The organism is uncultured Marinobacter sp. (assembly GCF_947259545.1).
Taxonomy (GTDB): Bacteria; Pseudomonadota; Gammaproteobacteria; order Pseudomonadales; family Oleiphilaceae; genus Marinobacter.
Genome location: NZ_CAMYMK010000009.1, coordinates 397,395 through 412,776, shown reverse-complemented (window position 1 = coordinate 412,776; position 15,382 = coordinate 397,395). Strand labels below are relative to the sequence as shown.

Genomic DNA, 15,382 nt, shown 5'->3' with positions numbered 1-15,382 from the left:
ATCTGCGAACGGCTTCCCGACGAAACTCCTCGGTGTAGGCCTGGGTCTTCTTGCGGCTCATGGAGCACCTCCGTGCTAGGGGCTACCCTAACTATAGAAGGTGTCTACTGTTCGTGGGTAACTCGGAGCCCTAACGCCGCTCAGCACGCGCGGCTACGAAATGTAGGCGAAGCCGCAATGGAGTGGCCGTCGCCGTGACTGGCATGGTTATGCCTCGATGCCTTAACTTGGGTTAAGGTCGAAGCTCTCTATTCACCATGGGAGCTCGTCTCGAAGGCCTTTGCACCGGTGCCAAGAGTTACCAAAAAGTAGGTAACAGTTAAGAAGGATGCCAGTGCGTAATGCTCAGAAAATATTGTTTTCCCTACGGCAATCGCCATCACTGCTGTAAACACTCGTACCCACAGCCTGGGGACGAGGATCCCTCCACAAATTTTGCACTGGTAATCCTTGACCACATGAGCCTTCAGGGAAAGCTTTGCCTCGCAATTTGGACATTCCATACAGCTACCTAATAAAACTGGACTCGCGACAAGGCCGCCAGACACCCATCAAACAATTGGCCAACCCGAAGGCCCTCAGTCGTGAGCTGCATAACGCCAAGGGTAACAGGCGCGACGTCAGGAGCGTCCTGTTGACCCGTTTGTTAGTGGGGGCAAAGGCCCGCGCCACTGTTGATATTCTCGCCCCTTTGGGGTGACAGAAATCAATTCCGCTTCATCTTGTTGAATCAAATGATGATTTCTCAACGCTCCAATGATCGCCTGCCTTTCCTCTGCTGAAGGGATCAATGGAAGCCAAGTTGAGTCGAAATGAGCGTAAGTCGTAGGCTGAGGTAGGTTAATCAGCCAATCCAAGACCACCTGAGTACCTCGGGCCAAAAAATAGTTGAGGTACCGATACTCCCACGTATATGCGGTTGCAATATGTGCGCGGATGACCTGCTCCACACGCTCTCTTTGCTCGGCGGTGAGGCCTTCAGGGAGTCCCAGAATTGGCATCTCATCATTTGCCCGAGGCTCAGGAGCTGGCTTCTCCTCTTCAGCATCCAGCTGTTTGGATTGAGGCGTATCGAACTCCGTTCCACCTGGAAGCTTTATTTTTGCTATCCGGAGTATCAGCGCCTTTATGTCCTCTCTAAAAACAATAATCACTACGAGGGCTACCAGCGAGAACAGTACTGGGCCAGACAACAAAACCTTGAGATACTCTAGAACCAAGCCTGCAGTACTCATCGTTTTTTCCCACTAACATTTGTATATGAGTCTGAATGATCACTTTTCCACTGACTCATATCTCAATTCAGCAATAACCCAAAACTAAGCAGAAAATCCCGTCAGGTCAATAAGTTCTGGCTGTTTTCCTGACCGCCATCTCAAACAAAAATGATCACAAAGGCGACTATCCACTTTTTCAACCACCACTCCAGACCTATGATTTGGATAGCTTTTTTACAGATTTTCAAAAATTGTCCCAGTTCATGGTCAAAATGATCATTTTTCCAGTTGTCACCCTTCAATACCACACATAAACTGTATGGATATACAGCATCAAAAGGATTTGTACTGATGGATGACATTCCTGTCCCGTTGCCCTCCACCCCTACCCGCTTTATGGATCGTTTCCGCGCATTTATTCGCGCCCGGCACCTTGCCTATCGCACCGAGAAAACCTACTGCAACTGGGTGAGGGAATTTATCCGGTTTCACGACAAGCGCCATCCGGAATCCATGGGTGCAGAGGAGGTGAATGCGTGGTTAAGTCATCTGGCGAATAACCGCAATGTGGCGGTGAACACGCAGAAAACAGCGCTGAATGCGGTGGTTTTCATGTATCACCAGTTTCTCGGTCGAGAACTGGGCAACCTGCAGTTCACCAACACGAATCGTGGACGCAAGTTACCAACGGTTTTTAGTCATGATGAAGCAATGTCGGTGTTGTCGAATATTCAGGGCACTAACAGGCTGGTAGCCAGCCTGATGTACGGCTCCGGTTTGCGAGTGATGGAGGCAGCGCGCTTGCGTGTGCAGGACGTGGATTTTTCGGAACCGTGTCTGTTTATACGGGAAACCAAGGGTGACAAATGGCGACGCACAACCCATATACACCCATGTGGTCGGCACCCATGAGCGCGGCATCAGCAGCCCACTGGATGCCTGACTGCCCTTAATTCCGCTCCTGTTCTTTTAGTGCTGCCTTCAGCTCCACGTTTTCCTGGGGCTGCCCCCAGCCGTTGCCATGCACCAGCTCCTCGATTGGCAGCCGTGACCGCCAGCCCTTGGCCTGCAGTTCCGGCTGGTCGAGGAACTCACTGACATAGCCCAGGCACAGGTAAGCTAGCGGATAGACCTGTTCCGGCAGGTTGAGAGTGTTGGCAAGTTTCTGCTGATCCAGAATGCTGACCCAACCCACGCCAATACCTTCGGCGCGGGCCGCCAGCCACAGGTTCTGCACCGCCAGGCAGGTGCTGAACAGGTCGGTTTCGACGATGGAGTTGCGACCCAGCACGTGGGTGCCGCCACGGCTTCGATCGCAGGTGATGCAGAGGTTTATTGGGCTTTCGAGGATGCCCTGGAGCTTCAGGCTGTTGTAACGGGTATTGCGCTCACCGCTGTAGTTGTCGGCGGCCTTGCGGTTCTCTTCCTCGAAGATGTCGAGGACTGACTGGCGCACCTCTGTGCTGTCGATAACGATAAAGTCCCAGGGCTGCATGAATCCCACGGATGGGGCGTGGTGCGCAGCGGTGAGCAGGCGGGCCAGGACGTCTGCCGGGATTGGGTCGGGGAGGAACTGGGAACGGACATCCCGCCGTTCGTAGATGGCACGGTAAAGGCCATCGCGTTCGTCATTGCTGAAAGGGCGGTTGTGGTCGGTCATCAGTGTTGTGTGTCCTGTTTGCCAAGGCCCAGCAGGTTGCGCAGCCAGTCAGTGTCGAGATGGTCTTCCACCAGGTCTGCCAGCCGGTCCAGTTGTTGTTGGCGGTGTTGCTGGTAATTCACCGCCGTACCGGCCAGCTCCGTGTCGGTACCCAGGCCCGCCCAGTGGAGGATCGCGGTGCAGGCTTCCGGTTGATCGAAGATGCCGTGAACGTAGGTCCCCGCAACCAGACCATCCTCACTGATGGCACCGTCCGGTTTGCCGTCCAGTTCCGCCACAGGGCAGGCCAGAGCAGGCCCGGTGGTGACGCCGTTATGCATTTCATAGCCGGTGAAGCCCGTTTTATCCGGGCCGATCGTGAGTGTGCCGGTTACGTTCTTCAGTTGTTTGCCGGCCACCATACGTGTGGTCATGTCCAGAAGGCCCAGTCCTTCGGTGTTGCCGGCCTCGCCCTCCAGTCCGTCCGGGTCCTGTACCTCGGATCCCAGCATCTGAAAACCACCGCAGATGGCGAAGACTTTGCCGCCGTATCGCAGGTGCTTACGGATCGCCTGGGGCCAGCGCTGAGCCTTCAGCCATTGCAGGTCGTGGCGGGTGCTTTTGCTGCCGGGTAACAGAATCAAGTCCGCCGGGGGAATGGGCTGGTCGGGGCCGATAAACTGGAGGTTAACCCCGGGGTGCAGGCGCAGGGGGTCGAAGTCGTTGTGGTTGCTGATGCGGGGCAGCACCGGGACGATCACATTCAGCGCGCCGGCCTCGCTGCTGCCGCTGGTACCCACGCTGTCTTCGGCGTCAATCACCAGCCCGTGGAGGTAGGGCAGCACACCGGCTACGGGCTTGCCAGTGCGTTCGGCCAGCCAGTCCAGCCCCGGTTCCAGCAGGCCGATATCGCCGCGAAAACGGTTGATAATGAAGCCTTTGGTCCTTGCCCGTTCGCTGTCGGAGACAAGTTCCAGGGTGCCCACCAGTTGCGCGAACACACCGCCCTTGTCGATATCTCCGACCAGTAGCACCGGGCAGTCCGCCGCCTCGGCGAAGCCCATGTTGGCGATGTCATTTGTGCGCAGGTTGATCTCGGCGGGGCTGCCGGCGCCTTCGGCGATGATCACGTCATAACGGGCGCTCAGAGCTCGCCAGGCGTCCATCACCGAGGTCATCGCTTCCGCCTTGTAGGCGTGATAATCCAGTGCGTCCATGTTGCCATGGACCTTGCCCCGCAGGATCACCTGGGCACCGCGGTCACTCTGGGGTTTGAGCAGCACCGGGTTCATATCGCTGTGGGGTTCCAGGCCGCAAGCCAGGGCCTGCAGGGCGGTGGAGCGGCCAATTTCACCACCATCCACGGTGACTGCGCTGTTCAGGGCCATGTTCTGGGGCTTGAAGGGCGCCACGGAGACACCCTGGCGCGCCAGCCACCGGCACAGGGCGGCCACCACCGTGGTCTTGCCGGCGTCGGAGGTGGTGCCCTGAATCATCAGTGTGGTCATGGGGTCCGGCCTGTTACAGCTCTACGCCTTTCTGGGCTTTCACGCCCAGGTCCTTGAAGGCGTGTTTGACCACACCCATTTCCGTAACCGTGTCCGCCAGGTCCACCAGTTCCTTTGGTGCCGAGCGGCCGGTGACCACCACATGCTGCATCTCCGGCCGGGCCTGCAGGTCATCCAGCACGCGATCCAGGTCGATGTAGTCGTATTTCAGGGCGATGTTGAGCTCGTCCAGCAGGATCAGATCGTAGCTGTCGTCCTTCAGCATGGCGGCCGCAACATCCCAGGCGGCGTTGGCGGCTTCCACATCCTGCTCCCGGTTCTTGGTGTCCCAGGTGTAGCCCTGCCCCATCACGTGGTAGTCGACATTGGGCAGGTCCCGGAAGAAGGCTTCCTCACCGGTACTGAACGCGCCCTTGATGAACTGGACGATGCCCACTTTCATGCCATGGCCCAGGGCCCGGGCCACCATGCCAAAGCCGGAGCTACTCTTGCCCTTGCCCGGGCCGGTGAGCACCAGCAACACGCCCTGCTCTTTCTGGGCGTTGGCAATACGTTCCTGCATGATTTTCTGTTTGGCCTCCATGCGGCGGGCATGGCGTTCGGGGTCTTTGGCGCGTTCACGCATGGTCAGTCTCCTTGTCTGTGAGCGGGCGAATGGTCTGCCCGCGAAAAATGCCGGCCACCAGCTCCGGGGCGGACGGAAAATAACCGTGAAAATAGCTGGCCACCAGACCGTTGCGGCAATACACCGGTTCGGCTTCGGTGCCCGCCAGCTTGCGGGTTCGGGCCAGGGGTTGCCAATCGGTCTCCAGACGGGAGTGATGATAGGTATGGCCCCGTAATTGCCCCTGCTCGGTATTCAGGCTCTGCAGACCCAACGCCTGCAGGCGGCGGGCCATAATGGCCCGCCCCGGCATCAGACCCAGCAGTTTGTGGTTCTGGCCGTCGTGGTCCACCAGTTCCTCCACACAGGCCATCAGGCCACCGCATTCCGCCAACATCGGCTTACCAGCGGCGTTATGGGTGCGAATGGCTTCCAGCATCGGCTGGTTACCAGCCAGGGTGGCACCGTGCAGTTCCGGATAGCCGCCCGGCAGCCAGAGGGCGTCGGTGTCCGGCAACGCCGAATCCACCAGCGGCGAGAAGAACGACAATTCCGCGCCCATGGCGCGCAACAGGTCCAGATTGGCACGGTAGATAAAGCTGAAGGCCGCGTCACGGGCAATGGCAATGCGGACACCCGCCAACAACGGTGGCGGAGGCGCCGGTGTGTCAGCTTCCAGCGTCACCGGCAGGGGCAGGCCATCCAGACCGGCCTCGCCCAAGACATTGGCGGCCGCATCCAGGCGTTGATCCAGATCCCCCAGTTCGCCGGCCTGAACCAGCCCCAGGTGCCGGTCCGGGATATTCATGGCCTCGTTACGGGGAATGGCCCCCAGCAGCTCGATGCCTTCCGGCAGGCTTTCCCGCAGCATGTCACCGTGGCGGGAGCTGCCAATGCGGTTGGCGATCACCTGTCGCACCGGTAACTCCGCATCGAAACTCGCCAGCCCCAGGGCAACGGCACCAAAGGTCTGGGCCATGCCCCGGGCGTCGATCACCGGCAAGGCAGGAATCCCCATCAGCTTGGCCAGGTCCGCACTCGACGGGTCGCCGTCGAACAACCCCATGGAGCCTTCCACCAGAATCAGGTCGGCATCCTGAGCAGCTTCCGCCAACCTCCATCGACATTCGTTCTCTCCAGTCATCCATGGGTGCAACTGGTACACCGGCTGGCCAGAGGCGACTTCCAATACCATCGGGTCCAGGTAATCCGGCCCATGTTTGAACACTCGTACCTTGCGCCCGGCATTACGGTGCAGTCTGGCCAGGGCTGCGGTCACCATGGATTTACCCTGGCCGGAACCGGGAGCGGTAATCATTGCGGCTGCTACGGTTGCTTTCATATCGTCAGAAAATCCAAAGCTTACGATTTAACCGGTACAAACACCGGTGCCCCATCCGCTTCCACGGTGATCAGTTTCTGGTCATACAGGCGTTCCAGAGCTTGGGGCACCAGCATCTGCTCCGCAGGCCCCCAGCAGGCGTCACCGTTGGGATACAGCAGTAACAGATGGTCACACCAGCGGGCGGCCAGGTTCAGGTCGTGCAGGCACATGAACACTGAGCGACCGGCGCGGGCCTGGTCGGTCAATAACTGCAGTACCGACACCTGATGGTGCATGTCCAGATGGTTGGTGGGCTCATCCAGCAACCAGGTGTCCGGCGCCTGGGTCAGCACCGTGGCGATAGCCACGCGCTGGCGTTCGCCACCGGAGAGGGTATTCACCAGGCGGTCACTCAAATGGGCCACATCCAGTTGTTCCAGTGCCTGCCGCGCAATGCGCTCATCGTCCCCGGATTCCATCTGCCAGGGAGACAGCCAGGGGTGGCGGCCAATCAGCGCGGTTTCCAGTACCGTCGCCGGAAAACCGTCCTGCCGTTCCTGGAACACCAGCCCCAATTGCTGCGAAATCTGCCGGCGCCGGAGTTCCGTCAGTGAGTGCTCACCTAAATGAACTTCCCCATGGCGTGGCGCCCGCAAGCCAGCCAGGGTATGCAGCAGTGTGGTCTTGCCGGCGCCGTTCGGACCCAGCACGCCCCACATCTGCCCCGGCTCCACTGTGAAATCCAGGGGCTGGCCGTCGCCGCGACCGGGAATGTCGATCACCAGTGCTTTTGCCCGTAACGGATTCATCAGCGGCTCCGATACAGCAGGTAAAGGAATGTGGGCACACCCAGCAGCGCGGTAATCACACCCACCGGCAGCTGCTCCGGTGCAATCACCACCCGCGCCAGGGTATCCGCCAGCACCAGCAGGGTGCCGCCGGCCAGGGCACAGGCGGGCAGGATCAGGCGCTGATCATTACCCAGCACCAGGCGCAGCATATGGGGCACCACCAGGCCGACAAAACCGATACTGCCGGCCATGGTGACCGCAGTGGCCGTCAGCAGGCTGGCGAGGATATAGATCGTCCACTCCAACGGTCGCACAGCCACCCCCAACGCAGCCGCCTGCATGGGTCCGCGCGCCAGCACATTCAGGCTGCGACCGAGCGGCACCACCAGCAGGCATACCAATAACAGGAAGCCCAGTGCCGGCCAGGGCGAACGGGCGTAAGACACGTCCCCCATCAGCCAGTACAGCATCCCGGGCAGTCGCTGGGCCGGGCTGATGGCCAGCATCAGGGTAATCACCGCGCCCCAGCCGGCGGCCACCACCACACCGGTTAACAGCAAGCGGGACGGGGTCCAGCTGCCGGTACCGTGGGCCAGGCCGAACACCATCAGGGTGGCCAGCAGGGCACCCGCAAAGGCCGAACCGGAGATGATCAAACCGCCCAGCCCGGCCAGCATGGCCAGCAGCGCACCCACGGCAGCGCCACCTGAAAGACCGAGCACATAGGGGTCGGCCAGTGGATTGCGAAGGAGGACCTGCATCAATGCTCCGGCCACGGCCAGCAGCCCGCCGGTGGCAAACGCCGACAGGGTCCGGGGCAGGCGCAGTTCCAGCACCAGGGTTTGCTGCAGGTTGCTGCCCTCACCCAGAAGCACCGCCAGCACCTGCCCCGGCGCCACGCTGACGCTGCCCGTGCCCACGGACAACACCATGGCCGCCAGACTGGCGAGCGCCAGGATCAGCAGAGGCTTGAGTAGTGGCCGGCTCACGACCTCAGTCTCCGGTCAGCGTTTGGCACGGGCATTGTCCAGTTTACGGCAGAACAGTTGTGAGCCTTCCAGCATGCGGGGCGTTGGGCGCTGCACCAGGGACGGCGGAATGAAATAGAGATTGTCTTTGGCGGTGGCTTCAATACCGGGAAACGCCTCCCAGCGGGTCAGCCAGTGCCGGTTCTCTTCCCCCATGCCACCGGCAAGAATGGCTTCGGGGTTGGCACCGATCACGGCTTCGGCGCTGATGCGTGGCACCAGGCGGTCCAGGTCGCCGAAGACATTGACGCCACCACACAGGGTGATCACCTTGCCGATCAGGTGTTCATCGTTCACGGTCATCATCGGTTCGTCCCACACCTGATAGAACACGGGCACAGGCTCCGCATTCCGATATTGGCGTTCCAGTTTGGCGATGCCCCGGCGGAAGCGTTCAGCTTCGGCAAAGCCTTCTTCTTCGGTGCCAGCCAGGGTGGCCAGCCGTTCAATGGTGTGAGACACCGCCTCAAACGTACGGGGTTCAATGGAAAACACCGGTAACCCCAGGTCTGCCAAAGCTTCAAGCTGTTCCGGAGGATTGCCTGTGACCCAGCCGATCACCAGGTCCGGCTGCAGCTCCATCAGCCGCTCCATATCCATACGGGTATGGCTACCCACGGAGGGCACGTTCGTTGCGGCTTCCGGGTAATCACTGAAGGACACCACCGCGACCACTTTTTCTCCGGCTCCCGCCGCCCAGACCAGCTCGGTGGCACCGGGGGACAACGCCGCGATTCGGCTGGCCGGCTGCTCAAGGCAGACCTCCTTGCCGGTGTCATCAACAGCACACACCTCGGCAACAACAGGCGTCTGCCACAGGGCCAACACGGCTGCGCCGATGATGGTCAATCGTCTGGAGACATTCAGCATGAGGCTGTCCGGCTGTATTGGTTCTGGCATTCATCGTTGGCAGCAGCCCCCAGGGGGTAGGCGGCCGAGCCTCCCTTGCGGGCGGATTCAAAGGCTTCCCGCTGTTGCGGCTCAAGCTGATCCGCCACCCAGTCCATCAGCGGATGATCCGGGCGGGTATGACCGCTGCCAGGCAGGCCATGGTCGATGATATTACCGGCAAAGTCACGGGCCAGGGCACGGCGGGTGAATACATCCGCTTCCCAGAATCCCCGCTTGGCCGCCAGCAACGCAATGGCCTGCATATGGGTCTTGACGTGGACATTGTGCCCCTCGGCGAGGAACTCATCCAGACCCAGGTCATGGCGATCCTGGAAGTACACTTCGTTGATCTCGTCCCACATGCTGGAGCGCAGCACCTGGGGGCTGGTGACCTGCCAGCCCCAGAGGTTGTCGAGAAAATCGCTGCCCATGGTTCGGGCCCCGGCATAACCATGTTCCATCAACGGTGCCAGCCATTGCGGGTTGAGGTTGCGGGCGCGCAGTTCCACCTGCAGCGCGCGCTGGAGCGAGTCGACCCGCGGGTTTTTCGGATCGGCGTACTGCAACACCCGGTTCTGCGGGGGCTCGCCACGCAGGTGTTCCACCGCTTTGGACAGACCGCCCTGGAAGTCGAACCCGTCGTCGTTATCCAGCAGACCGTAGAGATGGCTGGCCCGCCCCAGGTAGGTATGATTCACCGTATGTAACTGGCGATCAAAGGCCTGGTGAGCAGGCTCGCCCTGGCTGCCCTTGCCATAGACGTGCCCCATGCGACGGCGATAGGCATCGCCCAGTTGCGACCGGTCCTGCCAGGCCCCCGTGCGGGTGGCCAGGCGGTTAACGCCGGCGCCGTAGGCCCCCGGTGCGGTGCCGAAGACCCGATGGGCGGCCTGGGCACCGGCATCCCGCGCGGAGGCGCCCGCGGCCATCAGCACCCGAGTATCGGCCACCCAACGTGCCGCCACTCCGTTGGTCGACAGGGGTTCATCGCCCCGTTCACGCATGTCCGCAGGTAAATACGACAGGGCCTGATCCAACGCCTCCACCATTTCCGGGTGTTCCGCCTCGATGGTGTTCGCCGCGCCGGCCAGCGCGTAGCGGGAGGCCAGGTCAAGCCATTCCAGCTGGCTCTCGTAGAGATCCCGGAACAGTCCGGAGGTGGTAAAGACCACGTTGCGCCGAACCGGCGTGTCGGTCTCCGCCCCGGCGGGCAAACGCTCCAGCCCTTTCACGATCCCCCGGCTGTTCCACACCGGGCGAATGCCCAGCAGTTTCATGCCGAAGGCGATCATCACCCCCTCGTCCCGCACGGTGTCGGAGGCCCAGAGCACCAGGGCATCACTCTCGCCCGGCTGTTTGCTCTTGTCGGCCATGGCTTCTTCCGCCAGCTCGGTGGCCAGGGACCAGGCCACACGGGTTGGAATCAGGTCATCGGACAGGGCGTGGAAGTTGCGACCGGTTGGCAGTACTGCCGGGGTACGCAGCGGGTCGTTGCCCTGCCCCGGCGCCACAAAGCGGCCCTCAAGCGCGGCAAGAAAGCTTTGGCGTTCCGCGGCCGGGGAAGCCTCGAGGTTCTGCCGCCATTCCGCCTCCGGAGTGCCGGCCTTGCCCGCCATTGAGCCCAGCATGGTGTCCACCATGTCTCCACTCCAGTCACGGCCGAACACGTGCAGCCCCAGTGGCATGAAATGCTCCTGCATATCGGTGACGTAGTGGCCCGCTTCATGGACCAACAGGTCGGGTGACAGTTCGTCCAGGGACACTTCGTCCTCCGACAGCCCCATCTCGCCAGCGATTTCCCGCTCCAGGTCCTCGCCGATGTCCAGTATCCGGATTTTCTCCCGCAGCATATCCAGGGCCCTTTCCCGGGTGGGGCTGTCGGGCTCGTTGGCAGATTCCCAGGTTTCCACCAGTTGCCGCAGTTCCAGCAGCTCATCGTAGAGTTCGGTGGCTGCCAGCGGCGGGGTCAGGTGGCTGATCATCACGCCCAAGGCACGGCGTTTGGCCTGTATGCCCTCGCCCACGCCGTCAACGATGTAGGGGTAAATCAGTGGCAGGTCGCCACCCAGCAGGTCCGGGTAATCATCCCCGGTCAGCCCGGCGCGGCGGCGGGGCAGGAATTCCCGGGTGGAGTGGCGCCCAACGTACACCAGGGCGTCCGCCTGATAGTGATCCCGCAGCCAGTGGTAGAACCCCACATATTGATGGGTGGGCGGGAAGGTGGTGTTGGCGTGCAGCAGTTCCTCATCCACCTCCCAGCCACGCGGTGGTTGCGGGCCGATAAAGATGTTGCCGAATCGCAGGCCCGGGAAGATCATCCGGTCGTCCACCACCATGGATTTCCCTGGCGCCTCGCCCCAGCCCTTGAGGCCGGGGATACCGGTGTCTGCCAGGGCGTTCCGGCGGGCTACCAGCGCCTCCTGGTGACCGCCTTCGTTCAGGCGACGCTGCCAGAGGGCCTCGTATTCATCCAGCCGGGTCAGGGCATTCTTGCGATTGGGGTGTTGGACGTGCTCGATCAGATGGCGCAGGTCGCGGATGCCCCGATTCAGCAGCCCGGTCGCCAGTTCCTTCTCACCCAGGCCGTGGGCCTGTTCCAGCCGCTCATGCAGATAGCCCAGGGGGCCGTGGGCCATTTCCTGGCGGACCACTGCCGGCAACGTCTCCAGGTAGCGCCGGTAGGTGTCGCTGTCCATGGAGGCCACCTGGCCCGCCATCTCCCGCAGGGCCCGGGGATCGTCCGGCAGGCTCACGCCGTGCTGCTGGATCAGGTCCGTGAGGGCTTCCGGGCTGTCCGGCAGCGGGCCCGTGTCGTAGCCCTCGGCCTTGAGCCAGGTCAGCATTTCATAGAGGGAGGCAGGCACATCCAGGTTGTCCGCACCAATGTTCTGGCGCCCCGGCGGGTGATTGTAGTAGATGATGGCCACGCGCTTGTCGGCGTTGTCTTTGGTTTGCAGGGCCTGCCAGCGTTTCAGGCGATCAGCGACGGCTGACACCCGGTCCGCCACCGGTTGCGTCAGAGTCAGGGCCACGCCGGTGCGTTCGTCGATCACTTCCGGTTCGGCGGTGGCCAGCACCATGGGCTGACTGACACCCTGGAGTTCCGGCATGGCCAGTTTGTAATGCACCTTGTCCGCCGGAATGCCGTCCACTGACAGTTGCCACTGGTTAACCGTGCGGGAGGCCAGTCGCAGCCCCTTGATTACCGGCACATCCAGTTGGGTCAGCGCCTCGGTCACCTGGCGCCGTCCCTCACCGCCGCCCACGGTGAAGTCCTGCAGGCTGATGATGCCGGAAAGAGTGGCCGGTCCAGTGGCGTTATCCAGGGTGCGCACCGCTTCCAGGCTGGCACCGCCCCAACGGGACAGGATGGCAAAGCACTGGATATCCCGGGCTTCCAGGGCGGCACAAGTGGCATCCAGCAAGGCCCGGTCGCCCGGGCGGTCGCCGCTGTCCAGATCCAGCAGGGTGACCACCGGGCCGGATTGCAGGTTCAAATCCCCGGCATCCTTGACCGCTTCCCCGTTGCGGTAGTAGCGAATCAGTGCCCGCGGTGGCAGTTCAGGCACGGTCAGGTCATGGCCTGCCTGCACCAGTAGCCAACGCAACAGACCATCGAGGTGTTGCGGCGTGCGCCCCTGATACAGGGCACGCCCTTCCAGCCAGGGGGCCTGTTGCGGAAACTGCTGGCGCAAGGTCGCCCGGTGGGCCTTCACATCGGCTCCCGGATCCGGGGCTTTCATCAGGTCGTTGAGAGAGGAAGCATCCAGTCTGCCCAGTGCCGCCCGGCCTTCGAGCCGCGACAACCGGGTCAGGGCGCGGTCGCCGTTGAGTGCCAGTATCGGAAACGAACGATCTGCGGCCTGATCCCGAACCGCCTGTTCAAGCCGGCCCACCTGATCGCCGAAGACCGCCGCCAACAGCAGCGCATCAGCACCGGCCACCAGTTCATCCAGTGCCTGGTTATCCAGGGCGGCCAGTTGTTCCGGTGTCCGTAGTACCACCCGATGGTCCGGGTTGGCAGCCAGGAACCGTTCCGCCCCGGCGGCCATTTCCGCCGCCGAGCGTTCCGAGACCACACCAACGACCGTGGCACTGAATACCGGGGGCGAGAGCAACAATGCCAGTGCCAGCAGGAATGCGAGTACCGGGCCATTGATGATCCGGACTGGACGCGTGTGGTTCATTCCTTTGCCTCCCCGCAATCAATCAGATGTCGTAGCGTAGGGTCAACATCGCGGTGCGACCGGCGGCAATGTACTCACTTCCATCGAAGCGCAATGCCGTGGCGTATTCCCGGTCCAGAACGTTGTCCACCGTCAGGTTGGTGGTCCAATGGCTGTCGATCTGCCACTTCGCCCGCAAATCCCAGGTGGTGAAGCCAGCAATCCGGTTCTCGTTTTCTGCATCGTCGTAGCGATAGCCCTGGCCCTTCACGGTGGTGCCCAGGGAAACCTGGCCAAAGGCCCGGTCCACATCCACCCGGAACTGCTTGGCGCTGCGGCGACGAATGCGGTTGTCGGTCTCCTCGTCCCGAGGGTCAGTGACCGAGGCGGACGCCTGCACGGTCCACGCGTCCAGCTCCAGGCCAGCGCTGAGCTCGGCACCCCGGATACGCGCCTCGTTCACATTGAACGGGGCAAAACGTCCGTCCTTCATGGTGAACACAATCAGGTCATCAGCGTCGGTCTGATAAATGGCGGCGTCCCAGAACCAGTTGTGGTACTGCCCGCCAATACCCAACTCCACGCTGCCAGCGGTTTCCGGTTGCAGGTCCGCATTGCCAAAGCCGGGGAAGTAGAGGTCGTTGAAGGTGGGTGCGCGGAAGGACGTGCTGTAGCTCGCCCGGGCCCGATGGTTCCGGTCCAGGTCAACGCCCATGGCCACGGCTCCGGTTTCCTCGCGACCAAAGGCCTCGTTGTCGTCTGCCCGCAGGCTCAATTGAAAATCGGTCGGACCGAAATTCAGCAGGGCCTGGCCAAAAACGGCAGCGTTGGTGCGGCTCGATTCGTCGTATTCCGTGGTGCTGTCAACTTCATCCACCAGCAGTTCGCCCCCCACGATGTACTCATGACGACCAATGCTGATCTGGTTCTCCCAGCGGGCGCTGCGGGTCTTGGTGTCGAAGGTGCTGTCGCCAAAGGTATCGCGGTTGTCCGATTCGTCGAGGGATTCCGCCAACAGGATGCGGCTGCGCCAGTAGTCGCTGATCGGTGTGTCCAGACGGAAACCGAGGGTCTGGATGGCGAAGTCGGTGTCACCGCCCTCGAATTCGGTATTGCCCTGGGCGCGCATGAGGACAATGCCCGCCTCGCCGCCGGAGTCAAACTGGTGGGCTACGGATGCGAGGGCGGAGGTGTTACGAAAGCCCTTGTCTTCGCCGCCTTCCACGATGGCGGTGCCGTCGGTTTCCAGATGGCTGGCGCTCAGACTGTATTTCATGCGGCCTTCGGTACCGGCGGCTCCGGCGATATACTCCTGCGTGTTGAAGTTGCCGCCACCAGCCTGAACCCAGCCCTCATTGCCCGTCGGCGCGCTGTGGGTAAAGGCCTGGATAACGCCGCCAACGGCATCGGCACCATACAGGTTACTGCGGGAACCCCGCACAATTTCCACGCGCTCAATCATCTGCGGCGGGAAATACTGCCACGCGGCACTGCCGCTGGTGGCCGAGCGCAGACGCACACCATCCACCAGAAATACGGTGGATTCGCTCCCGGTACCCCGGGTGTAAACGCTGATGTTCTTGCCGAACGCGCCGTTGCTGGTGATATCCAGGCCCGGCTGTCCTACCAGCAGCTCCTCGAAAGTCTGAGGCTGCAGGCGTTCGATGGTCTCTTCATCAATGATCGTAACAGAGGAATCGCTTTCGCCCCGGGTTTTCGGGCCCAGGGTCGCGGTGACCACGATCGGGTTCAGTGTGGATTCGGAGACTTCCTCGCCCAGGGCGGGCTGGGTAGTGATCAACAGGGTTGCCGCAGACAGGGTTACGGTCGGTAGTGCGTACTTCATCTCAACGTCCTCATACTCGTGCTCGCCCGCACGAATGGATTAGGTAATGACGTTGGGGCAGGCAATCGGGTAACGGGAGAAGAAGCAGGTGTTCGGGAAGCATCCAGGTCAGGTCGGAGTAGCCGGCACCTGCCATACTGTCGCCCACCGCAACGTCTGGCAATTTCAGGCCGGTCTCCGGGCTTATGAGCGGTCTGCCTTGGGCAAACCCGGGTGATCGCCTTCCCATACCCTCAGGGGCACAGTGGCGCATTCGATCACCGTTGACTCAATTACCGTTGCGGGGGCAGCGCCGGAATCTGACCGGCTTCCCGTTTCACCCCTGTGTCGCTTTGCACGGGGCACCTGAAAAAGTGCGGCAAGGCTAG

The 15,382-nt window shown here is 61.7% G+C and carries 11 protein-coding genes and 1 riboswitch; of the genes, 1 reads left to right on the top strand and 10 read right to left on the bottom strand.

Annotation, left to right across the window (positions count from 1 at the left end):
• Nucleotides 1-620: 620 nt before the first annotated feature.
• Complete coding sequence (locus Q0Y21_RS16535; RefSeq protein ID WP_297797817.1) at nt 621-1,235, bottom strand: hypothetical protein; 615 nt, start codon at nt 1,233-1,235, stop codon at nt 621-623.
• Between the two features lie 333 nt (nt 1,236-1,568).
• Here Q0Y21_RS16535 and Q0Y21_RS16530 point away from each other — a divergent pair, with 333 nt between their 5' ends.
• Entirely contained in the window at nt 1,569-2,129 is a 561-nt protein-coding gene (locus Q0Y21_RS16530) for a phage integrase N-terminal SAM-like domain-containing protein (RefSeq protein WP_297797815.1), read from the top strand.
• 37 nt (nt 2,130-2,166) lie between these two features.
• Here the strand turns inward: Q0Y21_RS16530 and bluB are convergent, their stop codons facing one another.
• The 9 genes from bluB to Q0Y21_RS16485 form a co-directional block, all read right to left on the bottom strand.
• Nucleotides 2,167-2,877: a 5,6-dimethylbenzimidazole synthase gene (gene bluB / locus Q0Y21_RS16525; RefSeq protein WP_297797813.1), complete on the bottom strand. Its 711-nt coding sequence runs from the start codon at nt 2,875-2,877 to the stop codon at nt 2,167-2,169.
• Nucleotides 2,877-4,364 (bottom strand): cobyric acid synthase, encoded by a 1,488-nt coding sequence (locus tag Q0Y21_RS16520; protein WP_297797811.1) that lies wholly within the window; start codon nt 4,362-4,364, stop codon nt 2,877-2,879. The genes bluB and Q0Y21_RS16520 overlap by 1 nt, the downstream gene beginning before the upstream one ends.
• A 13-nt stretch (nt 4,365-4,377) precedes the next feature.
• Entirely contained in the window at nt 4,378-4,989 is a 612-nt protein-coding gene (gene cobO, locus Q0Y21_RS16515; RefSeq protein ID WP_297797809.1) for a cob(I)yrinic acid a,c-diamide adenosyltransferase, read from the bottom strand.
• Nucleotides 4,982-6,310, bottom strand: a complete 1,329-nt coding sequence (locus Q0Y21_RS16510; protein WP_297797807.1) for a cobyrinate a,c-diamide synthase — start codon at nt 6,308-6,310, stop codon at nt 4,982-4,984. The genes cobO and Q0Y21_RS16510 overlap by 8 nt, the downstream gene beginning before the upstream one ends.
• 20 nt (nt 6,311-6,330) lie before the next feature.
• Nucleotides 6,331-7,101, bottom strand: coding sequence for an ABC transporter ATP-binding protein (locus Q0Y21_RS16505; RefSeq protein WP_297797805.1), 771 nt, complete (start codon nt 7,099-7,101; stop codon nt 6,331-6,333).
• Nucleotides 7,101-8,015 (bottom strand): iron ABC transporter permease, encoded by a 915-nt coding sequence (locus Q0Y21_RS16500; protein ID WP_323807375.1) that lies wholly within the window; start codon nt 8,013-8,015, stop codon nt 7,101-7,103. The genes Q0Y21_RS16505 and Q0Y21_RS16500 overlap by 1 nt, the downstream gene beginning before the upstream one ends.
• A 72-nt stretch (nt 8,016-8,087) precedes the next feature.
• Entirely contained in the window at nt 8,088-8,981 is an 894-nt protein-coding gene (locus Q0Y21_RS16495) for a cobalamin-binding protein (protein WP_297797801.1), read from the bottom strand.
• Nucleotides 8,975-13,189: a cobaltochelatase subunit CobN gene (locus Q0Y21_RS16490; protein WP_297797799.1), complete on the bottom strand. Its 4,215-nt coding sequence runs from the start codon at nt 13,187-13,189 to the stop codon at nt 8,975-8,977. Before Q0Y21_RS16490 ends, Q0Y21_RS16495 begins: the two co-directional genes overlap by 7 nt.
• A 22-nt stretch (nt 13,190-13,211) precedes the next feature.
• Nucleotides 13,212-15,014: a TonB-dependent receptor gene (locus Q0Y21_RS16485; RefSeq protein ID WP_297797797.1), complete on the bottom strand. Its 1,803-nt coding sequence runs from the start codon at nt 15,012-15,014 to the stop codon at nt 13,212-13,214.
• Nucleotides 15,015-15,164: 150 nt separating this feature from the next.
• Nucleotides 15,165-15,378: riboswitch (cobalamin riboswitch) on the bottom strand.
• Between the last annotated feature and the right edge of the window lie 4 nt (nt 15,379-15,382).